We start from the raw sequence: 26,071 nt of genomic DNA, 5'->3' as shown, positions 1-26,071 counted from the left end.
GGCGGCGCGCGGTTCGACGCCGGCGCCGCTATCCCGGCGCCCGCTCGCCGCCGCGAAGCCCCCTTCACGCTTGCGGCGGATAGGGGCTTTTCCCGCCCTCGGCGATGAAGCGGTCGATGCGCGCGGAGAGCACCGGCAGCGGTACCGAGCCGAGCTGCAGCACGGTGTCGTGGAAGGCGCGGATGTCGAACTTGTCGCCCAGCGCCTTTTCCGCCCTGGCGCGCGCTTCCATGATGGCCATCTGCCCCAGGTAGTAGGACAGCGCCTGGCCCGGCCACGAGATGTAGCGGTCGACCTCGGTTTCGACTTCGTGGGTCGACAGCGCGGTGTTCTCGCGCAGGTAGGCCAATGCCTGTTCGCGCGTCCAGCCCTTGCTGTGGATGCCGGTATCGACCACCAGGCGCGCCGCGCGCCAGGCCTGGTAGCTCAGCATCCCGAAGACTTCGTAGGGCGTCTCGTAGATGCCCATCTCGACGCCGAGGCGCTCGGTGTAGAGCGCCCAGCCTTCGCCATAGGCCGAAATGTAGGCGCGGCGAAACGGCGGCACGCCTTTCTGCTCGAGCGCGATCGGCACCTGGAAGGCGTGGCCGGGCGCCGACTCGTGCAGGGTCAGGGCCGGCAGGCTGTAGAGCGCGCGCGCCGGCAGGTTCCGTGTGTTGACCGGGTAGACGCCGGGGCCGCCGCGCCCGGCCGTGTAGTAGGGCGCCTGGTCGTCCGGCACCGGGCGGATCGCGAAGCGCTGGCGCGGCAGGTAGCCGAAATACTGGCCGGCCCTGGCGTCGAACTTCTTGGCCACCCAGGCGGCGCGCATCAGGAGTTCCTCCGGCGTCTTCGCATAAAAGCGCGGGTCGGTGCGCAGCAATTGCAGGAAGGCGGGCAGGTCGCCCTGGAAGCCGGTCTGCTTGATGATGTCGGCCATCTCGGCGCGGATCTTCGCCATCTCGGCCAGGCCGATGCGGTGGATCTCGTCGGCGCTCATCGCCGTGGTGGTGAATTCGACGATCTTCGAGGCATAGTAGGCCTGGCCGCCGGGCAGGCTCCCGGCCGCCAGCGAGGTGCGTGCCTGCGGGATGTATTCGTCGCGCACGAAGGCGAGGGTACTGGCATAGGCCGGCTGCACCCGTTCGCGGATGGCGGCGACGGCCTGGGCGCGCAGCGCCGCCTGCTCGCTTGCCGGAATCGCGGCCGGCATGTCCCTGAAAGGCGTGTAGAACACGGTGTCCTCGGGGCGGGCGCCGGCCACCGAGGCCAGGGCGCTGTCGCGTCCCTTGAGGGTCACGCGCGGCGGCGTGAAGCCGCGCGCCAGGCCGGCGCGCATGTTCTCGACCTGCTCGCCGAAATAGCGCGGCATGTCGGCCAGCTGGGCCAGGTAGTCGCGGTAGTCGTCGGGCCGGGCAAACGCCTGGCGCGCACCGTAGGTCACGTCGGTCCAGAAGGCGCTGTCGGCATTGACCGGCATTTCGTACTCGCGAAAACGCAGCGCTTCCACAAAAGCGCGATCTGGGCACGGTAGACCTGGTAGTTCACGCGCTCGGCGGCCGACAATGCGCCCTGGCCGAGCGCATCGAGTTGTGTCAGCACACCTTGCCAGTGGGACAAACGGCGCTGCTGGCTGCGCGCATCGACGCGCGGTAGCTCCGGGCTGACGCGGCCGCGCGTATCGTCCTCCGCGCGCCAGGCCTTCCTTGACGCGCCAGGCCCATTCGGCGGCGTGGATGGCCTGGAAGCGGGCATCTGCTGTTGTCGCGGTCCTTGCATGGGCTGCCGCCCCTGCCGGCGTCGCCGCCGCCGCGGCCGGGCTGGCGCCGCAGGCGAGCAGGATAAGTGCCGCGCCGCAGCCGGCGCCGAAGGTGTGTTTCATTGTGTCCCCGCTATATGTCGTTGAGGCAACTGCCTCGTCGCATTATGGCGCAGGGACCGGCCCGATGCCACAGGCGTGCGCCCCCGGCAAGCCGGATTCGGTAAGGTTTTCGTTAAATGTCACTGCGATTGTAAAAAACATTTACATCGCATCTATAATAGCGAACCAGCCCGCCAGTCGGCAGGCGTGCATATAACAAACGACAGCTGATCAGCGCGCATGGACCATACAGAAGGCGGACGGCCCCGGTCGCTAGAGGAAGCCGACAAGATGAACAGAGAAGACGGTGCCGGGAACGCTGCCTGGGCGAGCGCGATGGTCAGGCCCTGGCTGCGCCTGGCCGACCAGCTGACGCCGATGATCGGCGAGAGCGGCTTTTGCGCGCTGTTCGGACGCGCGCTGCGCACTGCCGGCCCGAGCGTGCAAGCGCTTGCCAGATGCTCCTCGGCGCGTCCTCTGGCCGATCTGTTCGCGTCCCTGACCAACGTCCTGAACGAGACGGGACCCGAGGAAGCCGCACGTGCCAACGACGCCTTGCTCGGCACCTTTACCACGCTGCTGGGTACCTTGATCGGTGAAGCGTTAACAAAACAGCTGTTGCACATCGCCTTGGTGAGCGCGGACGGGCGGAAGCATGGACAGGAGCAGAAGTAAATGACCGACAAAGTAGCCTTGGGACTCTTGAGCACAGGCCTGCCGGGACTCGATGTACTCCTGGGCGGAGGATTGCCCGAGTTTTCCTTCAACCTGCTCGCTGGGCCTCCCGGCAGCGGCAAGACGACGCTGGCGCACCAGATCATGTTCGCCCTCGCCACGCCCGAGCGGCGCGCGCTGTTCTTCACGGTGCTCGGCGAGCCGCCCCTGAAGATGCTGCGCTACCAGCAGCAGTTCAGCTTTTTCGACGTCAGCAAGGTCGGCCCGGCCATCCGCTATGTGAACCTGAGCGAAAACCTGCGCACCGGCGACTTCGGCGGCGTGCTCGAGCGCATCATGGCCGAGGTCGAGGATTTCCAGCCTTCGCTGGTCTTCGTCGATTCCTTCCGCTCGGTGGTCCAGACCGCCAAGGGCGGCAACGAAGGGGTTGCCGACTTGCAGTATTTCGTGCAGGAGCTCGGTACGCGCATGACCAGCTGGCAGGCCACCACTTTCCTGATCGGCGAGTACGCGCACACCGACCCGGAGGCGAATCCGATCATGACGGTGGCCGACGGCATGCTGGCGCTGAACCAGGCGCACCAGCAAAATACGGTGGTGCGCAAGATCCGCGTCGTCAAGATGCGCGGCCGTGCCCACCTGGCCGGGTCGCACAACTTCCGCATCACCCGCGACGGCCTGCGCGTCTATCCGCGCGTGCTGCCGGAGCTGGCCAGCGACCGCCTGCCCGGCCACCCGGTCGACCAGGAACCCCGCCGCGTCTCGGTCGGGGTCCCCGGCATCGACGCCCTCCTGCACGGCGGCTTGCCGCAAGGGCATACCATGCTGGCGGTCGGTCCGACCGGCGCCGGCAAGACCATCCTCGCCACGCGCTTCCTGCAGGAGGGCGCGCGCCAGGGCGAAAAGGGCGTGGCGATGTATTTCGAGAAGGGCACCGCACGCTTGCGAAATGCGGAACTGGCCGCCCTGGTGCAAAATGGCCACGTATCGGTGGTGGAAAGCCGCATGCTCGACCTGACGGTCGACGAGCTGATCGACGAATTGCAGGATACCCTGCAGCGTACCGGCGCGAAGCGCCTGGTGATCGATTCGTTGTCCGAGTTCGGCCTGTACATGGCGCCCGAGTTCCAGGCCGACCAGCGCCAGGCGGTGTTCCGCCTGCTGGCGACGGTGGCCAAGCACGGAGTGACAACGATCGTGACGACCGGACTCGACGACGACTTCACCGGGCTCCATTTCAGCCAGGCGAATATTTCCTACCTGGTCGATGCGGTGCTCAGCATGCGCTATGCCGAGGTTGGCGGGCGCCTGCGCAAGTTCATCTCGGTGGTCAAGGTGCGTGGCTGTGCACACAGCAACGACCTGCGCGAGTTTCGCATCACCGAACAGGGTTTCGAGGTCGAGGAATTGCCGACCGAGATCGAAGGTGTGCTCACGGGCGGCAGCGCCTTGCGCGTGACCAACCAATAAGGGAAAAGGGCGGGAATGTTTCACGAAGACGAAAGCGGTTCGATGCAGCGATCCCTGGAGTCGGAGCTGCCAGGCCTGCGCCAGGACCCCTATACCGCAACGCTACAGCGCCATATCGCCAGCCTCGAAGCCGAAGTCGAGCGCCTGCGCCAGGTTGCGCGTGAAAAGGAAACGCTGGAAGAAACGGCCGCCCGCCTGCGCGAGGCCAATGAACACCTGGTGCTGGCGGCGATCAGCGACCAGGGCCTGCGCGAAGAGGCCGAAGCTGCCAACCGCCGCCAGAACGAATTCCTCGCCATGCTCGCGCACGAATTGCGCAACCCGCTGGTACCGATCAGCATGTCGTCGATGCTGCTGGAACGCTCGGCCGACGCCTCGCCCCAGGTCCTGAATTTTTCGCGCGTGATCCGGCGCCAGGTAGACCACATGTCACGCCTGCTCGACGACCTGCTCGACGCCGCGCGCATCAGCAGCGGCAAGATCACCCTCAACCTCGAGCCGCTGTCGCTGGCGGAAATCATCGACCACGCGGTCGAGACCGTCATACCGCGCATCCGCGAACGGCGCCAGGAACTGCACCTCCATTTGCCGCCCCCCTCGGTCGGTACGCGCGGCGACCGTGTGCGCCTGACCCAGGTGTTCACGAATCTCCTCAGCAATGCCTCGAAGTACACCGGCGACGCCGGCAACATCGAACTCGCTGTGGAGGTCCAGGATGGCCAGACCGTGGCCACCATCAGCGACAACGGGACCGGCATCGCACCCGAAGTGCTGCCGCACATCTTCGATCTGTTCACCCAGGGGCCGCGCTCGCTGGCCCGCTCGGAAGGCGGCCTGGGCGTCGGCCTGAACGTGGTACGCAACCTGGTGTCCATGCATGGCGGCACGGTGGAAGCGCACAGCGAAGGGATCGGCCGGGGCAGCGTTTTTCGCGTGCGCCTGCCCCTGGACGACATGCCCGCGGCCGAACCACCGCCGCAGGATACCGGCGCGGTGGCGACGAAACAGTGCCAGGTGCTGCTCATCGAAGACAACATCGACGCCTGCGAAACGCTCAAGGCCTTCCTTGACATGGAAGGACATGAAACCAGCATGGCACACGACGGTGCCAGGGGGCTGGACATGTTGCTGGCGGGCCAGTTCGATGTCGTCGTCTGCGACATCGGCTTGCCGGGCATGGATGGCCTTGAAGTGGTGTCGCGCCTGCGCGCCGCGCCCGGCGGCACGCGCCCGGTCGCAATCGGGCTGTCCGGCTACGGCCAGGCCGAAGACCGCGCCCGCGCACTGGGGGCCGGTTTCGACCATTACCTCGTCAAGCCGGTCGATCCGGACGCGCTGCTGGCGCTGGTGGCCGAGCGCTGCTGATCTCGTACACCGCGTGCGGCTTGCCGTACCAGTTCTCCAGCCCGCGGTAGCGCATGCCCAGGCGTCCCATCACCCTGGCCGAATCGGCATTCTCCGGGTGGCAGATCGCCACCAGCAGCGGCGCGCCCAGCGTGTCGAAGGCCCAGGCCATCATGGCGCTGGCCGCCTCCGTGGCCAGGCCTTGCCCCCATTTGTCCGGCACCAGGCGCCAGCCGATCTCCAGCGGATTGGCGGGATCGCGCCCGAGGTACTGGATGCAGCCGGCGCCCACCAGCCGGTCCGTCTCGCGTTCGATGAAGGCCCACCAGGAAAAGCCATGGCGCGTCCAGCGTTCCTTGACGACGGCGATGCTCGCGCGTGTCTGTTCGGGCGTCTCCGGTTCCCCGCTGATGTAACGCATGACGTCAGGCAGGCGGTTCATCGCATGCAGGCCGTCGAAGTGGCGGTCGTCCAGCGGCTCCAGGCGCAGGCGTTCGGTAGCGAGGATGGTCATGCTGTCCTTTCATGAAAAAGGGCCGCCGAAGCAGCCCCTGGGCTGGATTCCCGCGACGATTACTGGTGCGCGTTGTGGGTCGCGGTCAGGCGGCGCATCATCGGCAGCACGGACAGGGCGATCAGCGTGCAGATCACGGCGGCGATACCCAGCTTGTTGAACAGGCTGGTGTAGATCGGCAGCGTCTGCAGCGGGTCGGACATGCCCTCGGGGACCGCGGCCAGGTTGGCGACCACGCCGCCCAGGTATTGCGAGATACCGGTGGCGACGAAATAGGCGCCCATCATGAAGCCGCCCATGCGTGCCGGCACATAGCGCGCCACCATCGCCAGGCCCAGGCCCGACACCAGCAGTTCGCCCAGCGAGTACAGGCCGTAGCCGGCAATCATGATCCAGGAGGAGGTCAGGCCATTCACGGCGAACTGGCCCGCGACGCCGTAGGTGAAGAAGCCGGCGGCCACGACGGCGAAGCCGAGCACGAACTTGCCGGCGATCGACAGGTCCGAGCCGGTACGGCCGGCACGCGAGTACATCCATGCAAGGACGGGGCTGAGCACCATGATCCAGATCGCGTTCAGTGCCTGGAACTGCGCCGGCGACCAGGTCCACAGGTGGGCGCCGAACAGGGTGAATTCCAGGTCGACGTTACGCAGCGCGAACAGCGACAGCGAGGTCGACATCTGCTGGTAGAAGATGAAGAAGAACACGGTCTGCAGCGTCAGCACCAGGGCGGCGACGAGGCCGGCACGTTCGCTCGCTTCGCTTTTGCGGATCAGGTGCACGAAAATGCCGAGCACGACGAGGCCGGCCAGATACACGAAGACGCGCGCCAGGCTCTGGTATTGCAGGATCACGGCCGACAGGCCGACGGCCACGACGCCACCGGCCAGCACCATGGCCAGCTTCGTCATGTCGAGCGGCCGTTCGTCCGGCAGCGAGCCGACGTGGCGGATGGTGGCGCGCATCATCAGGCCGGTCAGGATGCCGACGACCAGGCCGACGCTGCAGAAGGCGTAGGCGACGTGCCAGCCGATTTCGTTGCCATGGGTGGCGTTGAAGTAGTCCTTGATCGCCGGCGTGGCCAGCATCGAGACGGTCGAGCCCACGTTCACGGCCATGTAGTACATGGTGAAGGCGCTGTCGATCTTCGAGTCGTCGCCTTCGTAGATCTTGCGGATCAGGTTGGCGGTGTTCGGCTTGAACAGGCCGTTGCCGACCACGATCACGCCCAGGGCCGAGAACAGGAACCAGGTATTGGTCGTCGGGATCGCCATCAGGGCGTAGCCGAGCGAGAGGATGATCGCGCCGAGGAACATGCAGCGACGGGTGCCGAGCACCTTGTCGCCGATCCAGCCGCCAATGGCCGGGGCGACGTAGATCAGGGCCGCGGCGGCGCCCCAGACCAGGTTGGCGCGGCTGTCGTCGAAGCCCATGCGCTGCACCATGAAGTACACGATCAGCGCCTGCATGCCGTAATAGCCGAAGCGCTCCCATAACTCGATCAGCCACACCGTCACGAACGAGCGGGTCTGGCTGTACGGCAGGATTTCCGTTTTCAATTTGTCTCCTTGTTGGATGAACTTGTCTCGCGGCGAGCTCGTGGCCGTCGCTTCGCGACTGCATGCTACGCGACGACAACAGAAGATGCAATCATGACAGAGGTGCAGCCGGCCTGTTCAGGAAGTGGCTTGCGCAAGCGCTGCCTGGCGCCTGTGTGCGTGGCCGTACCGATGGCTCCGCCCGCCTCCCTGGAGACTGTGGGCTGGCAAACCGGGCAGGGACGATCGATGACGACAGCAGTGGTGGTGGGTGGCGGCCTGGCGGGCCTGTCCTGCGCGGTGGCGCTGGCCGGGCGCGGGGTCGAGGTGACGGTGCTGGAAGCAGGCGAGCGCCTGGGCGGCAGGGCATCGAGCTGGCGCGACGGGCATACTGGCGATACGGTCGACATCGGCCCGCACATCTTCCACCCGAATACCACAACATGCTCGGCTTCCTCCGGCAGCTGGGCAGCAGCCACCTGATCACCTGGCAGCCTGGCCACGTACTGACGCTGGCGACCAGCCCGGCACCGCTGGCCTTGCGCCATGCGCCGCTGCCCGCGCCCTTCACTTTGATGCCGAGCATGCTGCGCGCGCCCGGTTTGAAGGCTCCCGACTACCTGTCGATGCTCAAGACCGGCTGGCGCGGCATGCGCTTCGGCGAAGAGCAGGTGGCCGGGCTCGACCGCATCAGTGCCCTCGATTTCTTCCGCAGCCAGGGCGTGAGCGAGCGCATGATCGACTGGTGGTGGCGATTCGCCGCCATGGTGGTGACGAACGTGCCGCTCGAGCGCTGTTCGAGCGCTTCGCTGCTGCGCATCCATGCCCAGCTGAGCGGCTACGCCGGCCTGCACTTCGGCTTTGCCGCCGTCGGGCTGGGGGAACTGTATACCGGGCAGGCGCGCAGCTACATCGAGGCGCGTGGCGGGCGCGTGCTGCTGGACACGCCGGTACGCGCACTGTCGGGGAGGGGCGCGTCGACGGCGTGCTGCTGGCCGACGGCGCCCGCCTCCGCGCCGATGTCGTCGTCAGCGCCTTGCCGCCAATGGCGCTGGCGCCGCTCCTTGACCGCGACCGGCAGCGCGCCGCGGCGCTGCCGGCACTCGACTGGTTCGAGCCCAGTCCCTACATCTGCTGCTATCTCTGGTTCGACCGCGACATCAAGGCCGAGCGTTTTACCTCGCACCTGTGGTCGCCCGAGCGCCTGAACTACGATTTCTACGAGCTGGGCCAGATCCGCCATGGCTGGGCGGGACGGCCGTCGGTCATCGCCAGTAACATCATCTACAGCCACCGCGCCGCGCATATGGACGACGACGCCATCGTTGCCGCCACCGTACGCGAACTGGCCGAGTTCGCACCGGACGCGGCGTCGGCGAAGTTGCTGCACGCGCGCGTGCACCGGGTGCCGATGGCGATTCCCTGTCCCCTGGTCGGTTTCGAGGAGCGCCGACCGGCCCAGCGCACGCCCTTGCCTGGCCTGGTGCTGGCTGGCGACTGGACGCAGACGCGCATGCCCTGCACGATGGAAGGGGCGGTGAAGTCGGGTTTCCTCGCGGCTGAGGTCGTGCTGGCGGACCTGGGGCGTCCCGAAACATTGGCGATCGAAGCGCGCCTCTACGATGGGCTGGCAGGCGTCGTCCGCCGTGTGGCCGCGGGCCGGCCGCGAGGCTGCCCGTGAGCCAGGTCGCAGAGGAAGCGGCGCCGCATCGGCCCTCAAAAATATTGTCGGCAGCACAATAGTTGCGTGCTATATTCGCGCTGTTCAATTTTTCGCGAGTCCCCATGATCCGCCACTTCACCCGCGCCGGCATCGCCGCGCTGCTCGTCGCCTCCTTGCCATCGGTCCATGCCCAATCGGCTGCGACCATGAACGACTCGTATGCCCAGATGTGCAGGCAATCGGCCGACACCCCCAAGCCCTTCGGCGAATGGGACCTGAAGGACAATCCGAAACTCGGGGCATACTGCGACTGCTTCGCGCCCAAGTTCGCCGCGCGCGCGATGAAGGCCATGGCCTACAGGCAGGCCAATCCGGGCAAGGCGCCGCCGGGCACGCTGGAGCAGAGCAATGCCGAGGAGCTGGCGATGCGCAATACCTGCCGCAAGCAGGTCGGCCTGCCGGCCGCGGTCAAACCGGACCTCGCTGGTTCGGCCGGTGCGTCCGCAGGCATGCCGCCTGGCCCGAAGCGTAAATAAGCAGAGCGCCCAGGCCTCGGCGTTTTCGTGCGAGACCCGGTGCCGCAAGCGGCCGGGGTTCGCTGCGCTTGTTTACCTGAACGGGCTCGCACTTGTCCATGAAACCATCCACGCTATTGTTCGCGGCATCGCTGTCGCTGGTATCGGCGCACGGCTTTTGCCAGGCGCCTCTGGTGCCGCAGGCCAGGCTGGCCGAATGCACGGATTCGGCGCTGGAGTTCGCCAGGCGCACGCACGGCGTGACCCTGGATTTCTCGCCGCGCAGCCTCGGCTACGTCGACGGCATGATGAACGACTTCCATACGCGGAAATTTCCGCTTGAGAAGGTGGAAGCCCTGGTGCGCGTCATGGGGTGTTACGCGGGCGAAGTCTTCATCCGCAACCTGGACGGCAAGTGGACCTATCCCGCGCCGGGGGACGTCGAGAAGCTCGGGACCGGCCCCTTCGTCGCCCTGCCCAAGGGTGTCGTCATCAATCCCATCGTCAAGGTGCAGCGCATCTACGAGGATGGACTCGAACACAGCGTCGGGAAGTTCTATCCCGTCGTGGAAGCCGCGGTCGGACAGCCTGCCGCTGGCACGAAGGCATTGAAGGCATCGAAGGAGGGCGGTCCGTGACGCCCGCAAACCGCTGCGGGCTGCTGCTGGCTGGCTGCCTCGTCCTGGCGGGCTGCCTGTCGATACCGCGGGCCCAGGCCGCTGCCAACCTGAAATGGGACCTGACGTACAAGGAAGCCCTGCGCCGCCATCGGCTGCGCGACAACGAGATGCTGCGCTACCTGCTCACGCGTTATCCGAAGCGGGCCATCCAGGAAAGGCTGGCCAGCTACAGTGGCGAGCCGATCGAGGCATCCCTGCTGCTCGAGGCGCCGGAGAGCAAGCATCCGATGGCGACCTGGTATATCAGGACCCGCAGCGCGGCCCGCGTGTGCGTGGTGACGAACGACCGGGAGGATGACTGCCAGCCGCTCGACCCCGCACGCACCGAGGCGTTCATCCGGGAAGTGATGCATTTCGCGCCGCTCGATCCCGTTCCCGACGGCGAACATGCCGTCGGTGTGGACAAGGCGACGGGTACACCGATCCTGATGAACTACTACCAATTGCTGAGCGTGAGCATCGATGGACGCACGCTGCAGCGCCCGGTTGCCACGCTCGAGACAGGCATGACGGGAATGGTCGCCAGGGACAAGCGGCATCCGCACGCCGGGCGCATGCTCGACGCCTTGAACAGGCTGTTCCAGCTGGACGAGGCATCGAGGGCGCGCAAGCCCGAACCGGCAACAGAGCGCGGGCAATGAGATGCCCGGATTGGCTGTCGGCGGGCTACCCCGAGGGTTCTTTCCATGATGAAATAATGCTAAGGTAGCGACTTCTTTCACACGAGGAACAACATGTTCAAGAGACTGGCAGCGGAAGCACTGGGCATCAGCGATATCGGCGTCATTGTCGGGCCTGCCGACTTCAACAAGGTCGACGCCGACGATTACCTGTTCAGCGAAGACGGCGAGCAGATCTTCTTTCTCATCAAGAGCAAGAAGGACGAGTACTGCTTCACCAACCTGGCGCTGATCCACGTGGATGGCGATTCGGCCGTGTCCTCGAAGCGCTCGATCAAGCGCTACGACTATGCCTCGCACCAGATTACGAATGTCAGCATCGAGACCGCCGGTACGCTCGACATGGATATCGAACTGAAATTCAACCTCGACGCCACGCGCTTCTCGATCGACGTCAAGAAAACCTTCATCGAACAGCTGAAGGACATCTACAAGGCCCTGATCACGATCGGCAAGCAGCAGCACCGCGATGCCGTGTGCCGCGACAACGCGCTGCGCACGCTCGATGCCACCGCCTCGGTCCACAAGCTTAATATCGCGCCCGGTGCCGGCAGCCTCGTCAGCCAGTACGGCGAACTGCTGGCGGCCCTGAACACGGCCATGCTCGACACGCATACCAAGCGCGACTTCAGCGACGTGTTCACCAAGTACATCCACAACTGAACGGCAGGCCCGTCCCGAAGGGAAGCATGACAACGAACGCTTTGCGCTGGGGCCGGCATGCGCTGGCCGGAGCCTGCCTGCTGGCAGGCGCCCTCTGGGCCGGCTGCGTGCATGCCGGCGCCGACCTGAAATGGGACCTGTCCTACGAGGGCGCCCTGCGCGATCATCCGATCGCGCACAACGAGTTCATGCATTTCTGGCCCGGGCGTTTCCCGCAGCGGCCGATCCACGAGCGGCTGGCCAGTTACAGCGGCGAGCCGATCGAGGCTTCGCTGCTGATCGAACGACCGGACGGTCACGCGGGCGACCCGGTGGCGCACTGGTATGTCAAGACCGCATCCAGGGCTGGGGTCTGCACGCTGTACAAGCAGGAAAAGCGCCCGTGCAAGGGTCTGGATCCGACACGCCTGGATGCGTTCATCCGCGAGGTCATGGCCTTCAAGCCGGTGCGGTTTACGCCCTCCGACAAGAAGGTCATCGGTAACGAGGGCGGCAGGCCGATCCTGCTGAACTACTTCGGTTTCCTGAGCGTGTACGTGGACGGCCGCACGCTGCAGCGGCCCCTCCTGGCCCTTGAATCGAACGACACCGAACGCACCGCCGAGGAGCTGCGTCACCCCGATGCTGACCGCCTGAGCAATGCGTTGGCCAGGCTGCTCTTGAGGCCGGACCAGATTGCCCAGCGCCAGGCCGAGGCGATCGTGGAGCGCCGTGGCGCCGAATTCGCCGAGGCGGTGCGCACGGGCGATCTCGGCAAGCTGCGCACGATGCTTGCGCGCGACCCGCGTATCGTCGAGCCGGGCTACGCGGCCTTTGCGCCGGTCGACAGCGCGGTGCGCGCCAAGCGGCGCGACGTGGTGGCCCTGCTGCTCGAGCACGGTGCGCGCATCGATGCAATGGGCGGCACCGCGCTCACGACGGCGGCCGAGATGGGGGACGCCGGCATGGTCGACTTCCTGCTCGCGCATGGCGCCAGCGCCGATCCGCCCTCGACCGGGCCGGACGCTACCGGAAGCAGAGGCAGGACGGCACTGGGCATCGCCGCCGACCGTGGCGACCGCGACATGGTGCGTACACTGCTGCGCCACGGTGCCGACGTCAACGCCGCGCGCGACCGGTTGCCGCTGACGCATGCGGCGTTGGCGCTGGACCTGGCGATGATGGACCTGCTGCTCGAAGCCGGCGCAAAGCCGGACGGGGAGCGGGTCAAGCGAGGGCATGAGCGTCCTGATGCAGCTGATGCAGGCGCACGGGTTCGTCGACGGCGTGCGCGGGCCAGTTAAAAGCGCCGCGGTGCGCGAGCGCGAAGCCCGCCTGGAGAAGGTGGTGCGCAAGCTGGTTGCGGCTGGCGCCCAGGTCAATCGCGTCGCGCCCGACTGCCGCACCGCCTATGGGGTGGCGCAGGAGTGGGGGCTGGACACCATGATGGCGCTCCTGCGCGAACTGGGCGCCGACCCGCAGTTGCAGGCATCTTGCCGCGCCGGGCGAAGGTAAGGCGGCAAGAGCAGCGGGGTCGCAAGAGCAGCGTACGGTGGGGTCACAGAGTACGGTGGGGTCACAGTACGGTGGGGTCAGGTCTGACATTCACAAGTACGGTGGGGTCAGGTCTGACATTCAGACACGAGCTCTGCCTTTGCTATCGAAAATCCTCTGCATGCGCGTTCAGCGTGGGTCTGGCGGAATCACTGCCGGCCAACGGTCGAGCTCGTGTCCGAATGTCAGACCTGACCCCAGCCTTACGGTCGAGCTCGTGTCCGAATGTCAGACCTGACCCCAGCCTTGCGGCGTGACCCCAGCCTTGCGGCGGTCGAGCTCGTGTCCGAATGTCAGACCTGACCCCAGCCTTGCGGCGGCGCGTCAGAACGTCTCGTCCGGCGACAGGTAGCGCCATTGCCCCACCGGCAAATCGCCCAGCTTGACGCGGCCGATGCGCACGCGTTTCAGGCCCACTACCTTCAGGCCCACCATGTCGCACATGCGGCGGATCTGGCGCTTCTTGCCTTCGCGCAGGGTAAAGCTGAGCTGGTCTTCGTTCTGCCAGCGCACCTTCGCCGGCAGCAGCGGTTTGCCGTCCATCCACAGGCCGTGGTTCAGCTTTTTCAGGTCCGACTCGGGCAGCTTGCCCGGTTTCGTGTATTCCACGCGCACCAGGTATTCCTTGTCGATCGCGGTGTTTTCGCCGATCAGCTGCTTGGCGATGCGCCCGTCCTGGGTCAGTACCAGCAAACCCACGGAATCGATGTCGAGGCGCCCGGCCGGCACCAGCGAGCGCAATTGGGTCGGGTGGAACTGTTCCGGCGCCGGGTCCTCCGCCCAGCGGTTCTCCGGCTTGATCAGGGCGACCGCCGGTGTGTAGCCGTCCTCGGCCTGGCCCGACACATAGCCCATCGGCTTGTTGATCAGGATGGTGACGCGCTTGGACTGCTCGGCCGCGGCCTGGCGTTCGACGGTGATGCGCTGGCTGGGCAGCACCTTGCTGCCCAGTTCCGAGACCACCTTGCCGTCGACCCGCACCCAGCCGCGCGCGATCCATTCATCGGCTTCGCGGCGCGAGCACAGGTCCAGTTCGGACATTCGTTTGGAGAGGCGGAGCGGTTCGGTCATGGATCTTATGAAGTGAGATGAAGTGTTTCAGTTGACGGGCAGGGCGCGCAATCAGACTGCCAGCGCGTCAAGCAGCTCGGTCTCGAGCTGCACCAGCACGCGCGGATTGGTGAGATTGGCGCCGTCGACGAGGAACACGTCCTCGACGCGTTCGCCCAGCGTCATGATTTTCGCCGTGTGCAGGCTGATGCGGTAGCGCGTCAGCACGCTGGCGATCGCGTACAGCAGGCCGGTGCGGTCGTTGGCCGCGATCGACAGCAGGTACTGGCCGCGTTCGTCCGGGCGCACGTCGACGCTGGGCGCGACCGGGAAGTGGCGCGACAGGCGCGACAGGCGCGGGCGCGTCGGTGGCGGCAGCGGCGCCTGCCTTACCAGCAGCTCGCACAGTTCGTGCTCGATCAGGCTGATGATGTCGCGGTAGTGGCTGGCGAAACCCTCGGCGGTGACGAGGAAGCTGTCGAGCGCATAGCCATTCTTCGTCGTGTGGATCTTGGCGTCGAGGATGCTGAAATTCTTGCGGTCGAAGTAACTGCAGATACGCGCGAACAGGTCGGGTTGGTCCTTGATGTAGACCGCCACCTGCAGGCCTTCGCCGATCGGCGCCAGCCGCGCCTTGACCACCGGACGGGGGTGGTTCACCTTGTCGTGCAGGAAGCGCGTCTGCCAGGCGATGTCGGAAGCGTCGTGGCGCAGGAAATAGACCACGTCAAGCTGGTCCCACAGCGCCTCGTGGGCATCGCTCGGTAAACCGAACAGGCGCAGCGTGGCCAGCGCTTCCTGCTGGCGCGCGCGCAGTTCGCGGTCGGCCGAATGCGGCTCGCCCCCGAGCACGCGCAGGGTAATGCGGTACAGGTCTTCGAGCAGCTTGGCCTTCCAGGCATTCCACACCTTGGGGCTGGTGCCGCGGATGTCGGCCACCGTCAGCAGGTACAGCGCGGTCAGGTGGCGCTCGTCCTTCACCACGGCCGCAAACGAGGCGATCACGTCGGGGTCGGACAGGTCCTGCTTCTGCGCCACCTGCGACATGGTCAGGTGCTGTTCGACCAGGAACACGACCAGCTCCGTGTCTTCCTCGCGCATGCCATGTTCCTGGCAAAAGGCGAGGGCGTCCTCGCGGCCCAGTTCCGAATGGTCACCACCGCGGCCCTTGGCGATGTCGTGGAAGAGGGCGGCGACATACAGCAGCCAGCGGTCGCGGAAGTTGGCGATCAGGCCGCTGCAGAAGGGATATTCGTGGGCGTGCTCGCTCATCGTGAAGCGGCGCAGGTTCCGCACCACCATCATGATGTGCTGGTCGACGGTATACACGTGGAACAGGTCGTGCTGCATCTGGCCGACGATGCGGCGGAAGTTCGGCAGGTAGCGTCCCAGCACACCGAAGTCGTTCATGCGCCGCAGCGCGTGCACCAGGCCCACCGGCGCCTTCAGGATGCGCAGGAAGTTCGCCTTGTTGGCCGGGTCGGCGCGGTAGGCATCGTCGATCAGCTCGCGCGCATGCCAGAGCGCGCGCGTGGTGCGCGCGGTCATGCCCTTGATGTCCGGGCGCTCGGTCATGGCAACAAAAATCCCGAGGATGGCTTCCGGGTCGGTCTCGAAGGTGTCGTCGCGCGCGATGTCGATGAAGCCGTTGACGTCGTTGAAGCAGGCGCCGGCAGGACCGGCGAGCGGCAGCGGTACGGCCGGCTGCGGGAACAGCTGGGCCTCGATATTCTGCAGCAGGATGGTGTTGAGCTGGGTGACGGTCTTCGCCGCCCAGTAGTAGCGCTGCATCAGGTATTCAGAGGCCCGCCGCGCCCCCGGGCCTGGTGCGTCGTCGGTCAGGCCGAAAGACTCGGCGATCGCCGTCTGCACGTCGAACAGCAGGCGGTCTTCGCGCCGGTTCGTCTGCAGGTGCAGGCGCACGCGGATATCCTTGAAGGCGCGCTCCTTTTCCATCAACTGGCGCGCTTCCTCGTGGGTGATCAGGCCGCGCGTGGCGAACTGGCTCCAGGAAGCGGCCAGGCCCGCCGCCTTGGCCACCCACAGGATCACCTGCAGGTCGCGCAGCGCTCCCGGGCTCTCCTTGCAGTTCGGCTCCAGCGCAAAGGCGGTGTATTCGTACTTGGCATGGCGCAGGCGCATTTCCGCGGTCTTGGCCTGGAAGAAGGCCTGCGGATCGAGCGCTTCCCGGTAGCGTCCTTCCAGCTGGGCGAAGAGCGCCGCGCTGCCTGCGACCAGGCGCGCTTCCAGCAAACTCGTTTGCACGGTGATGTCCGCCTGCGACTCGACCAGGCATTCGTCGACGGTGCGGATGCTGTGGCCGATTTCCAGGCCCAGGTCCCACAGCAGCTGCACCAGGCTTTCCAGCCGGGCCTGGGTGATGGCGTCGGCCGGCTCGCCCAGCAGGATCAGCAGGTCGACATCGGAATGCGGGAACAGTTCGCCGCGGCCGTAGCCGCCCACGCCGACCAGGGCGCTGTTGCCTGGCAGGCGGGCAGCGTCCCAGGCTTCGCCAAGGATGTCGTCGACGCACTGGCGCAGGCCGCGCAGCAGCTTCTCCGGCTTGCCCTCATCCTTGAACGCGGCAAACAAGGCATGGCGCTCGGCCTTGAGCCTGGCCTTGAGAGCGGGACGGATCCCGTCGAGCGCCATCGGAGACATGCTGCCTACGCCGGGACGGCGGCTTTTGGCAGGACGATGGCCGGCGGCGGCGGGGTGCCGGCCGACTGGGTCAGCACCTCGTAGCCGGTCTCGGTGACGAGGATCATGTGCTCCCACTGGGCCGACAGGCTGCGGTCGCGCGTCTTGATGGTCCAGCCGTCCGGCATTTCCTTGATTTCGCGGCGGCCGGCGTTGATCATCGGCTCGATCGTGAAGATCATGCCCGCTTCCAGCTTTTCCAGCGTGCCGGGCTTGCCGTAGTGGAGCACCTGCGGCTCTTCATGGAAGACGCGGCCGATGCCGTGGCCGCAGAATTCGCGCACCACGCTGTAGCCGTTCTTTTCGGCGTGCTGCTGGATCACGTGGCCAATGTCGCCCAGGTGCGCGCCCGGTTTCACTTTCGAGATGCCCAGCCACATGCACTCGTAGGCCACTTCCGACAGGCGCCGCGCCAGCAGGGAGGGTTGGCCAACCAGGAACATGCGGCTGTTGTCGCCGTGGAAGCCATCCTTCGTGATGACGGTGACGTCGATGTTCAGGGCGTCGCCGCTTTTCAGGACCTTGTCGCCGGGGATGCCGTGGCAGATCACGTCGTTGACCGAGGTGCACACCGCCTTCGGGAAGGGCGGGTAACCCGGCGGCGCGTAGTTCAGCGGCGCCGGCACGGTGCCCTGGACCTTGACCATGTATTCGTGGCACAGGCGGTCGAGTTCGCCCGTGGTCACGCCCGGCTTGACGAAAGGCGTGATGTAGTCGAGCACTTCGGCGCCGAGGCGGCCGGCCAGGCGCATGCCTTCGATTTCGTCGGGGGTCTTGATGGAGATGGTCATGGATGAGGATTCGACTAACGGTAAGTATTCGTAACAGCCGAGCAACAGTCGCGCCCGGTGCAATATTCTTTTCATTATAAGGGATGTGCAGTGGCTTGCCGAGGCGAGGGTGGGTTTGCGAATGTTCTGCGGGTTAACGGCGTGGGCTCAAGAGCCCACCCTGCAAAATCGAATTGCTTCGCCGTTCGTAAGGTGGGCTCAAGAGCCCACCCTACAAAATCGAATTGCTTCGCCGTTCGTAGGGTGGGCTCTCGAGCCCACGCGGTACGTCGTATGCAGCGCTTCAGCCAGGCACGCGAAGCGCCCGGACGCCCGAATGCAGCACGCAAAGCTTGAAAATCCACCCGAATCCCGCTAGAATCTCGGGTTGCTTGGACTGAGGTCCGGCAATGTTGTCAAAAGTAGTCCATTTATTTATTCAAATCGCGAATGCGGCCGACAAGGGTGCCCATAGGGTGACTGGCCGTTATTCAAGACTTAACCCTGGAGAATTACATGTCCGTTACTATGCGCGAAATGCTGGAAGCCGGTATTCACTTCGGCCACCAGACCCGTTTCTGGAACCCGAAGATGGCACCGTTCATCTTTGGTCATCGCAACAAGATCCACATCATCAACCTGGAAAAAACCATGGCGATGTACCAGGATGCGATGAAGACCATCAAGCAGATTTCGTCGAACCGCGGCACCATCCTGATGGTCGGCACCAAGCGCCAGGCACGCGACATCATCGCTGCTGAAGCACAGCGCGCCGGCGTTCCTTACGTCGACCAGCGTTGGCTGGGCGGCATGCTGACCAACTTCAAGACCATCAAGACCTCGATCAAGCGCCTGAAAGACATGGAAGCGCAAGTGGAAGACGGTTCGGTCGAGAAGCTGTCGAAAAAAGAAGCGCTGATGTTCTCGCGCGAAATGATCAAGCTGCAGAAATCGATCGGCGGCATCAAGGACCTGGGCGGCGTGCCTGACGCAATCTTCGTCGTCGACGTCGGCTACCACAAGGGCGCCATCACCGAAGCCGGCAAGCTGGGCATCCCGGTCATCGGCGTGGTCGATACCAACCACTCGCCAGAAGGCGTCACCCACGTGATCCCTGGCAACGACGACTCGTCGAAGGCCATCACCCTGTACGCACGCGGCGTTGCCGATGCGATCCTGGAAGGCCGTGCCAACGCCACCAACGAAGTCGTTGAGATGGTCAAGGCCGGCGGCGACGACTTCGTCGAAGTCTCCGAGCAGGCTTAAGTCTTAATAGAGTAAGGGCGGGCCCCGCGGGCCTGCCGCATGCGGCTTGCCCGCGTGACCCAGGAAGGGGTGCCGAGCCATTGCTGAGCACCCCTTTTTTTAAGCACCGAATTAGCAAGAAAATATCGTGCGGACGCCCTGGCGGCGTTTGCAATATCGTGCAGGTGGCTGTCAAGCACGTGCACACTGATCACATTTAGGAGAGAAACATGGCAGCGATTACTGCAGCGATGGTGGGCGAACTGCGCGCGAAGACCGATGCGCCGATGATGGAATGCAAGAAGGCACTGACCGAAGCCGAAGGCGACATGGGCCGTGCCGAAGAAATCCTGCGGGTCAAGCTGGGCGGCAAGGCTTCGAAGGCATCGGCACGCATCACCGCCGAAGGCGTGGTCTCGAGCTACATCGCCGGCAACATCGGCGCGCTGGTCGAAATCAACAGCGAAACCGACTTCGTCGCCAAGAACGACGACTTCCTGGCCATGGCCAGCCTGGCGGCCAAGCTCGTCGCCGAGAACAACCCGGCCGACGTCGCTGCCCTGGCAGCCCTGCCGGTCGAAGGCGGCAAGACCTTCGACGAAGTGCGTACTGCACTGATCGGCAAAATCGGTGAAAATATGACCGTGCGCCGCTTCCAGCGCTTCGAAACCACCGGCAAGCTCGCTTCCTACCTGCACGGCACCCGTATCGGCGTCATGGTCGACTACGAAGGCGCGGACGAGCAGGTTGGCAAGGACGTCGCGATGCACATCGCCGCAATGAAGCCGGTCGCCCTGTCGTCGGACCAGGTGCCAGCTGAAATGATCGAGAAAGAGCGTTCGGTCGCCCAGCTGAAGGCCCAGGAAGATGCGGACAAAGCCGCTGCCGAAGGCAAGCCGGCCCAGTCGCCGGAAATCCTGGCCAAGCGCCTCGAAGGTTCGGTCCAGAAGTACCTGAAGGAAGTGTCGCTGCTGAACCAGGCATTCGTGAAGAACGACAAGCAGTCGATCGAGCAAATGCTGAAAGCCACCAACACCACGGTGAAGGCATTCACGATGTACGTCGTGGGCGAGGGCATCGAGAAGAAGGTGGACGACTTCGCAGCAGAAGTCGCGGCACAGATGGCTGCCAACAAGCAGTAATGTGAAAGCGGGCCGCAAGGCCCGTTTTTTTAACCTGGGTGTTTATTGTCAGGCAATGTTGCTTGTCAAAAGCAGCCAGGATTCGTAGGGTGGGCACTCCGTGCCCACGCGGATTCAATCTGTGATGCGTGTTGGCGTAATCGGTCATCCGTCCGCGTCGATTGCCGCCGGACGGGAGGTTGATACGGCGCGCCGCGCATCGGTACGACCGCGTGGGCACGGAGTGCCCACCTACGAAGGCGACACGCCGCGGGCTCGCCCGGCCCGTGCGCGCCAGTTTCACCGCCATCTGTACATTGGCAGATGAGGCCCCGGGCGTCGACCCGCGGCCGGACCCGAATTCGAAACAACACATAGGAGAGCGCTTCATCATGACCAAACCAGCCTACAAACGAGTCCTCCTGAAACTGTCTGGCGAAGCGCTGATGGGCGACGATCAGTTCGGCATCAATCGTGCCACCATCGACCGCATGGTCGCCGACGTCGCGGAAGTGGCCAAGGCGGGTGTCGAGGTGGCGGTCGTGATTGGCGGCGGCAACATCTTCCGCGGCGTCGCGCCTGGCGCCCAGGGCATGGACCGCGCTACCGCCGACTACATGGGCATGCTGGCCACCGTCATGAATGCGCTGGCCCTGGCCGACGCCATGCGCCACGTCGGCATCACCGCGCGCGTGATGTCGGCCATCGGCATCGAGCAGGTGGTCGAGCCCTACGTGCGCCCGAAAGCCCTGCAATACCTGGAAGAGGGCAAGGTCGTCGTCTTCGCCGCCGGTACCGGCAATCCCTTCTTCACGACCGACACCGCCGCCGCCCTGCGCGGCTCGGAAATCTCGGCCGAGATCGTCCTGAAGGCAACCAAGGTCGATGGCGTATATACTGCCGATCCGAAGAAGGACCCGGATGCCACCCGCTACGAATCGATCTCGTTCGACGAGGCGATCTCGAAGCAGCTGCAGGTGATGGACGCGACCGCCTTTGCGCTGTGCCGCGACCAGAAACTGCCGATCAAGGTGTTCTCCATCGTCAAACCCGGCGCGCTCATGCGCGTGATCATGGGCGAGGACGAGGGTACACTGGTACACGTTTAACAATACGAACACTGAAAAACAGGAGAGCAGCATGTCCTTAGCTGACGTCAAGAAGAATGCGCAAGAGCGCATGACCAAGTCGATCGAAACCCTGCGCGCCGATCTGGCCAAGGTGCGCACGGGCCGTGCCCACACCGGCATCCTCGACCACATCATGGTCGATTACTACGGTGCGCCGACCCCACTGTCGGGCGTGGCCAACCTGACCCTGATCGACGCCCGCACCATCGGCGTCCAGCCCTACGAAAAGAAGATGCTGAGCACCATCGAAAAGGCGATCCGCGATTCCGACCTGGGCCTGAACCCGTCGACTTTCGGCGAACTGGTCCGTGTGCCGACCCCGGCCCTGACCGAAGAGCGCCGCAAGGAAATGGTCAAGCTGGTCAAGTCGGAAGCCGAAGACGCGAAAATCGCCGTGCGCAACATCCGCCGCGATGCCAACGAGCAGCTCAAGAAGATGGTGAAGGACAAGACCGCTTCGGAAGACGACGAGCGCCGCTCCTCGGACGAGATCCAGAAGCTGACCGACAAGTTCGTCGCCGACATCGACAAGATGGTCGCGGAGAAGGAAAAGGAAGTCCTGACCGTCTAAGCAGCAGGGAAGGCCGTGCGGGCGCGGCCTTCCTGCCGCCCCCGCGCGGTGTTGTATCATCCCCCTCCCAAGTAGCGACGCAAGGCAATGGATTTATGATCTTCAAGAGTTCGACCACTGTAGTACCCGACGTCCCGGCCGTCCCGCGCCATATCGCCGTCATCATGGACGGCAACGGCCGCTGGGCGACCAAGCGCCTGCTCCCGCGCGTGGCCGGCCACGTCAAGGGCGTCGAAGCGGTGCGCGGCGTGGTCGAAGCCTGCGTCCTGCGCGGGGTCGAATACCTGACCCTGTTCGCGTTTTCCTCGGAAAACTGGCGCCGTCCGGAAGAGGAAGTCTCGCTTCTGATGCGCCTGTTCGTCACCGCGCTCGAGCGCGAAGTCTCAAAAATGCACGCCAATAACATCCGCCTGAAGGTGGTCGGCGACCTGTCGCGCTTCGACGCCAAGCTGCGCGAGATGATCGCCGCCGCCGAGCGCCGCACGGCCGGCAACACGCGCCTGACCGTCACCGTCTGCGCCAACTACGGCGGGCGCTGGGACATCATGCAGGCCACCAGCAAGATGGTGGCGGCCAATCCCGGCCTGCTCGAGTTCACCGAAGAGATGCTCGCGCCCCACCTGGCGATGGCCTACGCGCCCGAGCCCGACCTCTTCATCCGCACCGGCGGCGAAGAGCGCATCTCGAACTTCCTGCTGTGGCAGCTCGCGTATTCCGAGCTCTACTTCACCGACACCTACTGGCCGGATTTCTCGGCCGAGTCGCTCGATACGGCGATCGCGTCCTATCAAAGCAGGGAGCGCCGTTTCGGCCGCACCGGCGAACAAGTGGCCAAACAATCCAACTAAGCCAACTAAGCCAACTAAGCCAACCGAGTCAACCAAGCCGACCAAACCTGATGCTGAAAACCCGGATCCTCACCGCGCTCGTGCTGCTGGCAGTGCTGTTGCCAGTCCTGTATTCCAACAACTTCGAGGCCTTCGCGGTGGTGGTGACCGTCTTCTTCGGCGCCGCGATCTGGGAAACCTTCCGCCTGTTTAACCCGACATCGAAGAACGCCGCCATCGTGGCCGCGTTCTGGACGGCCGCTTTCGCCTGGGCTTTCTTCTTCAGCGGCCGCGGCGCGGGCCAGAGCTTCTGGTTCGTCATCAGCGTGCTGCTCTGGTTGCTGCGCTTCGTGCCGACCTTGAAGATGGGTTTGCCGCCGCTCGCGAGCACCAGCAATACCCTGCTCAGCGTCACCTACGCGCTGTCGCTGGTGGGCTGCTTCGCGGCCATCGTCGTGCTCTACACGCATTCGCCGCTCTACCTGCTGTCGGTACTGGCCATCGTCTGGGCCGCCGACATCTTCGCCTACTTCTCCGGCAAGGCCTTCGGCAAGCGCAAGCTGGCGCCGTCGATTTCGCCGGGCAAGTCCTGGGAAGGCGCGATCGGCGGCGGCATCGCCACCCTCATCATCGCCACGCTCGTCATCGTCTTCGCCGGCGAACCGCTGGCCAACACCTTCCCGGTACACCTGCAGGCCAGCCTGGGCTGGGCCGCGACCTGGGCCGTGCTGGTCCTGGTCGTCGCCGCCAGCATCGTCGGCGACCTGTTCGAATCCCAGCTCAAGCGCCGCGCCGGCATGAAGGACAGCAGCAAGCTGCTGCCCGGCCACGGCGGCGTGCTCGACCGGATCGACGCACTGGTTCCGGTATTGCCACTGGCAGCATTGGTCGGCGCCTGGCTCTAAGGAATTCTCATGCAACGCATCACCATCCTGGGCGCCACCGGCTCGATCGGCGTCTCGACCCTCGACGTGCTCGCACGTCATCCCGATCAATACCAGGTATATGCACTGTCCGCGCACAGCCGCGTCGACGAACTGGCGGCCCAGTGCCGCCAGTTTCGCCCGCAGCGCGCCGTCGTCGGCAGCGCTGAAGCCGCGCTTGAACTGACGCGCCTGCTGGCCGGCCTGCCGGTCGATGTCTCCTACGGCGAAGCGGCCCTGTGCGAGATCGCCGCCAGCGATGACACCGATACCGTGATGGCCGCCATCGTCGGCGCCGCGGGCCTGGCGCCCACGCTGGCCGCGGCCCGTGCCGGCAAGAAGGTCCTGCTGGCGAACAAGGAAGCGCTGGTCATGTCCGGCCAGCTCTTCATGGACGCCGTGCGCGAGCACAGGGCGACCCTGCTGCCGATCGACAGCGAGCACAACGCCATCTTCCAGTCGCTCCCGGCCGGCTACGCGCGCGAGCCGGGCGCGGCGGGCGTGGCGAAGATCCTGCTCACCGCGTCCGGCGGCCCGTTCCTGAACCGCGCGGTCGAGACCCTGGAAGCGGTGACGCCCGAGGAAGCCTGCAAGCACCCGAACTGGTCGATGGGGCGCAAGATCTCGGTCGACTCGGCCACCATGATGAACAAGGGCCTGGAAGTGATCGAGGCCCACTGGCTGTTCGGCGCGGCGCCCGAGCGCATCGAAGTCGTGATCCATCCCCAAAGCGTGATCCACTCGATGGTGTCCTACGTGGACGGCTCGGTGCTGGCCCAGCTGGGCAACCCCGACATGCGCACCCCGATCGCGCACGCGCTGGCCTACCCGGACCGTATCGCTTCCGGCGTCGCCCAGCTCGACCTGACGCAGATGGCGGCGCTGCAGTTCTACCAGCCCGACTATGCGCGCTTTCCCTGCCTGGCCCTCGCTTTCGACGCGCTGCGCGCCGGCGGCACCGCGCCGGCCCTGCTCAACGCCGCCAACGAGATTGCGGTCGAAGCCTTTCTCGAGCGCCGCATCGGCTTTCGCGACATCGACCGCGTGCTGCGCCGCGTGATGGACGAGAATGCCCACGGCGCCGCCGGCGACATCGAGGCCGTGATGGCCCAGGATGCGCGGGCACGGCAAGCCGCGCGCGACATCGTTGCCGCCATCGCCCGCGCGTGAAGGAAGGCAGACCATGGAACTGATCAAGACCGTCGCGGCCTTCCTGCTGGCCCCGGGCCCGCTCATCGTCTTCCACGAGCTCGGCCACTACTGGGTCGCGCGCCTGCGGCGTCAAGGTGCTGCGCTTTTCCCTCGGCATGGGCAAGGTCGTCTGGTCGCGCCGCTTCGGCCCGGACCAGACCGAGTGGGCGGTGTCGGCGCTGCCGCTGGGCGGCTATGTGCAAATGCTCGACAGCCGCGATCCGAGCAGCGCGCCGAAGGACGAGCGCGACGCCGCGCGCGACTTCATGCGCCAGAATGTGTGGAAGCGCATCGCCATCGTCGCTGCCGGCCCGGTCGCCAACTTCCTGCTCGCCATCGTCCTGTTCGCCGCGCTGTTCATGCACGGCAGCGAGGAGCCGGGCACGCGCCTGCGCGCCACCACTCCGGGCACGCCGGCCTTTGTCGCCGGCCTGCGCGGGGGCGACGCGATCACCGCCGTCAACGGCGAGCCGGTCGCGACCTGGTCCGACCTGCGCTGGCAGATGACCCACCTGGCGCTGGACAAGGGCGCGGCGAAGCTGAGCGTACGCGGCGCCAACGGCGGCCAGTACGCGGCGACGATACCCGCGGGCGAGATCGCGAAGACCAATCCCGACAGCGATGTGATGGCCGCGCTCGGCCTGGACTTCTGGGTCGGCATGCCGATCGTCGACCGCGCGATCGAGGGCGGTGCCGGTGCCCGCGCCGGCCTGCAGCCGGGCGACGTGGTGCTCGGCGCCGACGGCAAGTCCTTTGCCCACGCGGACCGACTTCGTGGACGCGGTGCGCGCCGCGCCGAACCGCAGCATGCAGCTGCAGGTGCGCCGTGGGGGCACCGTGTTGACGCTGCCGCTCACGCCGGCGCTTGACGCGAAAGGGCAGGGCGTCGCCGCCGTGCAGCTGGCACCGGCCCTCGAGCGCGTCACGGTGCAGTCCGGTCCGGTCGAAGCGTTCGCGAAGGGCGCTGCGCGCACCTGGGAAATGACGGCGCTGACCTTCAAGATGATCGGCAAGATCGCCACCGGCCAGGCTTCGCTGAAGAACGTCACCGGTCCGATCGCGATCGCCGACTATGCCGGACAGACAGCGCGCATGGGCCTCGCCACGTTTTTGGGGTTTATCGCGGTGGTCAGCGTGAGCCTGGGTGTAATGAATCTGTTACCAATTCCAGTGCTGGACGGTGGCCATTTGCTGTATTATTCGCTGGAAGTTTTGACCGGGCGTCCCCTGTCCGAGCGCATCCAGGGATTCGCTCAGCGAGCAGGGGTGGCCCTGCTGTTCATGCTGATGGCGCTCGCCATCTTCAATGACCTGTCGCAGCGGCTGTAGACCCCATGGTGGATGCGGCGCCATGGCGCCGCATCCACCGGTGAACAAGAGGAACCTCGAGAAACCGTAGCGAGCTGCCAGGGTAGTGGCCGGACGCGC

The 26,071-nt window shown here is 65.5% G+C and carries 26 protein-coding genes; 20 read left to right on the top strand and 6 right to left on the bottom strand.

Annotated features, from left to right (window positions below):
* Positions 1 to 64: 64 nt before the first annotated feature.
* A complete protein-coding gene (locus G4G28_RS14420) occupies positions 65 to 1,459 on the bottom strand; it encodes a DUF885 family protein (RefSeq protein WP_229507641.1) in 1,395 nt (464 codons plus the stop codon).
* A 672-nt stretch (positions 1,460 to 2,131) separates the two neighbouring features.
* On the opposite strand from G4G28_RS14420, the gene G4G28_RS14415 reads away from it, so the two are divergent.
* Genes G4G28_RS14415 through G4G28_RS14405 form a run of 3 tightly spaced genes read left to right on the top strand, consistent with a single transcriptional unit; the run spans position 2,132 to position 5,350 of the window.
* The gene (locus tag G4G28_RS14415) at positions 2,132 to 2,515 is read left to right on the top strand and encodes a hypothetical protein (protein WP_182988798.1); all 384 of its coding nucleotides are present in this window, start codon (positions 2,132 to 2,134) and stop codon (positions 2,513 to 2,515) included.
* Positions 2,516 to 3,985, top strand: a complete 1,470-nt coding sequence (locus G4G28_RS14410; RefSeq protein ID WP_182988797.1) for an ATPase domain-containing protein — start codon at positions 2,516 to 2,518, stop codon at positions 3,983 to 3,985.
* A 42-nt stretch (positions 3,986 to 4,027) separates the two neighbouring features.
* Positions 4,028 to 5,350: an ATP-binding protein gene (locus G4G28_RS14405; RefSeq protein WP_229425077.1), complete on the top strand. Its 1,323-nt coding sequence runs from the start codon at positions 4,028 to 4,030 to the stop codon at positions 5,348 to 5,350.
* On the opposite strand, the gene G4G28_RS14400 is transcribed toward G4G28_RS14405, so the two are convergent.
* Both G4G28_RS14400 and G4G28_RS14395 read right to left on the bottom strand, forming a co-directional pair.
* The gene (locus G4G28_RS14400; protein ID WP_182988795.1) at positions 5,298 to 5,843 is read right to left on the bottom strand and encodes a GNAT family N-acetyltransferase; all 546 of its coding nucleotides are present in this window, start codon (positions 5,841 to 5,843) and stop codon (positions 5,298 to 5,300) included. The genes G4G28_RS14405 and G4G28_RS14400 overlap by 53 nt on opposite strands.
* 59 nt (positions 5,844 to 5,902) lie before the next feature.
* Complete coding sequence (locus G4G28_RS14395) at positions 5,903 to 7,402, bottom strand: peptide MFS transporter (RefSeq protein ID WP_182988794.1); 1,500 nt, start codon at positions 7,400 to 7,402, stop codon at positions 5,903 to 5,905.
* A gap of 228 nt (positions 7,403 to 7,630) precedes the next feature.
* Between G4G28_RS14395 and G4G28_RS14390 the strand changes: the two genes are divergently transcribed.
* The 8 genes from G4G28_RS14390 to G4G28_RS14355 all read left to right on the top strand — a co-directional run bounded on the left by G4G28_RS14390 (position 7,631) and on the right by G4G28_RS14355 (position 13,076).
* Complete coding sequence (locus G4G28_RS14390) at positions 7,631 to 7,864, top strand: FAD-dependent oxidoreductase (RefSeq protein WP_229507640.1); 234 nt, start codon at positions 7,631 to 7,633, stop codon at positions 7,862 to 7,864.
* Positions 7,865 to 8,126: 262 nt separating this feature from the next.
* Entirely contained in the window at positions 8,127 to 9,062 is a 936-nt protein-coding gene (locus tag G4G28_RS14385) for an FAD-dependent oxidoreductase (RefSeq protein WP_308600648.1), read from the top strand.
* Between the two features lie 104 nt (positions 9,063 to 9,166).
* Positions 9,167 to 9,580, top strand: coding sequence for a hypothetical protein (locus tag G4G28_RS14380; protein WP_182988791.1), 414 nt, complete (start codon positions 9,167 to 9,169; stop codon positions 9,578 to 9,580).
* A gap of 98 nt (positions 9,581 to 9,678) precedes the next feature.
* Positions 9,679 to 10,197 (top strand): hypothetical protein, encoded by a 519-nt coding sequence (locus G4G28_RS14375; protein ID WP_182988790.1) that lies wholly within the window; start codon positions 9,679 to 9,681, stop codon positions 10,195 to 10,197.
* Positions 10,194 to 10,880: a hypothetical protein gene (locus G4G28_RS14370; protein ID WP_182988789.1), complete on the top strand. Its 687-nt coding sequence runs from the start codon at positions 10,194 to 10,196 to the stop codon at positions 10,878 to 10,880. The genes G4G28_RS14375 and G4G28_RS14370 overlap by 4 nt, the downstream gene beginning before the upstream one ends.
* Positions 10,881 to 10,973: 93 nt before the next feature.
* The gene (locus G4G28_RS14365; protein ID WP_182988788.1) at positions 10,974 to 11,582 is read left to right on the top strand and encodes a PH domain-containing protein; all 609 of its coding nucleotides are present in this window, start codon (positions 10,974 to 10,976) and stop codon (positions 11,580 to 11,582) included.
* Between the two features lie 26 nt (positions 11,583 to 11,608).
* On the top strand, positions 11,609 to 12,865 hold the full coding sequence (locus tag G4G28_RS14360) for an ankyrin repeat domain-containing protein (protein ID WP_183107513.1): 1,257 nt from the start codon (positions 11,609 to 11,611) through the stop codon (positions 12,863 to 12,865).
* Entirely contained in the window at positions 12,801 to 13,076 is a 276-nt protein-coding gene (locus tag G4G28_RS14355; RefSeq protein WP_183107512.1) for a hypothetical protein, read from the top strand. Before G4G28_RS14360 ends, G4G28_RS14355 begins: the two co-directional genes overlap by 65 nt.
* Positions 13,077 to 13,439: 363 nt before the next feature.
* On the opposite strand, the gene G4G28_RS14350 is transcribed toward G4G28_RS14355, so the two are convergent.
* Genes G4G28_RS14350 through map form a run of 3 tightly spaced genes read right to left on the bottom strand, consistent with a single transcriptional unit; the run spans position 13,440 to position 17,656 of the window.
* Entirely contained in the window at positions 13,440 to 14,186 is a 747-nt protein-coding gene (locus G4G28_RS14350) for a pseudouridine synthase (protein WP_182988786.1), read from the bottom strand.
* Between the two features lie 51 nt (positions 14,187 to 14,237).
* A complete protein-coding gene (locus G4G28_RS14345) occupies positions 14,238 to 16,826 on the bottom strand; it encodes a [protein-PII] uridylyltransferase (protein WP_182988785.1) in 2,589 nt (862 codons plus the stop codon).
* 5 nt (positions 16,827 to 16,831) lie between these two features.
* Positions 16,832 to 17,656 carry a type I methionyl aminopeptidase gene (gene map, locus G4G28_RS14340; protein WP_182988784.1) on the bottom strand — a complete coding sequence of 275 codons (825 nt, stop codon included), beginning with the start codon at positions 17,654 to 17,656 and terminating at the stop codon, positions 16,832 to 16,834.
* A gap of 495 nt (positions 17,657 to 18,151) precedes the next feature.
* Between map and rpsB the strand changes: the two genes are divergently transcribed.
* From rpsB to rseP, 9 genes are all read left to right on the top strand, one after another.
* Positions 18,152 to 18,901 carry a 30S ribosomal protein S2 gene (gene rpsB, locus G4G28_RS14335; RefSeq protein WP_182988783.1) on the top strand — a complete coding sequence of 250 codons (750 nt, stop codon included), beginning with the start codon at positions 18,152 to 18,154 and terminating at the stop codon, positions 18,899 to 18,901.
* Between the two features lie 209 nt (positions 18,902 to 19,110).
* Complete coding sequence (tsf, locus tag G4G28_RS14330) at positions 19,111 to 20,022, top strand: translation elongation factor Ts (protein ID WP_182988782.1); 912 nt, start codon at positions 19,111 to 19,113, stop codon at positions 20,020 to 20,022.
* Positions 20,023 to 20,393: 371 nt separating this feature from the next.
* A complete protein-coding gene (gene pyrH / locus G4G28_RS14325) occupies positions 20,394 to 21,110 on the top strand; it encodes a UMP kinase (RefSeq protein WP_182988781.1) in 717 nt (238 codons plus the stop codon).
* Positions 21,111 to 21,141: 31 nt separating this feature from the next.
* Positions 21,142 to 21,702: a ribosome recycling factor gene (gene frr, locus G4G28_RS14320; protein ID WP_182988780.1), complete on the top strand. Its 561-nt coding sequence runs from the start codon at positions 21,142 to 21,144 to the stop codon at positions 21,700 to 21,702.
* Positions 21,703 to 21,797: 95 nt separating this feature from the next.
* Positions 21,798 to 22,550 (top strand): polyprenyl diphosphate synthase, encoded by a 753-nt coding sequence (gene uppS / locus G4G28_RS14315; protein ID WP_182988779.1) that lies wholly within the window; start codon positions 21,798 to 21,800, stop codon positions 22,548 to 22,550.
* A gap of 50 nt (positions 22,551 to 22,600) precedes the next feature.
* On the top strand, positions 22,601 to 23,434 hold the full coding sequence (locus G4G28_RS14310) for a phosphatidate cytidylyltransferase (protein ID WP_182988778.1): 834 nt from the start codon (positions 22,601 to 22,603) through the stop codon (positions 23,432 to 23,434).
* Positions 23,435 to 23,443: 9 nt separating this feature from the next.
* A complete protein-coding gene (ispC, locus tag G4G28_RS14305; RefSeq protein ID WP_183107511.1) occupies positions 23,444 to 24,622 on the top strand; it encodes a 1-deoxy-D-xylulose-5-phosphate reductoisomerase in 1,179 nt (392 codons plus the stop codon).
* A 116-nt stretch (positions 24,623 to 24,738) separates the two neighbouring features.
* Positions 24,739 to 25,512 carry a site-2 protease family protein gene (locus G4G28_RS28365; RefSeq protein WP_308600640.1) on the top strand — a complete coding sequence of 258 codons (774 nt, stop codon included), beginning with the start codon at positions 24,739 to 24,741 and terminating at the stop codon, positions 25,510 to 25,512.
* On the top strand, positions 25,451 to 25,972 hold the full coding sequence (rseP, locus tag G4G28_RS28360) for an RIP metalloprotease RseP (RefSeq protein ID WP_308600639.1): 522 nt from the start codon (positions 25,451 to 25,453) through the stop codon (positions 25,970 to 25,972). Before G4G28_RS28365 ends, rseP begins: the two co-directional genes overlap by 62 nt.
* The last annotated feature ends 99 nt before the right edge of the window (positions 25,973 to 26,071 follow it).

Origin of the sequence: Massilia sp. Dwa41.01b (assembly GCF_014171775.1) — a bacterium.
In the GTDB taxonomy this organism is placed as follows: domain Bacteria; phylum Pseudomonadota; class Gammaproteobacteria; order Burkholderiales; family Burkholderiaceae_D; genus Telluria.
Note: the sequence above shows the minus strand (reverse complement) of the source record. Positions and strands in the feature narration are given on the sequence as shown.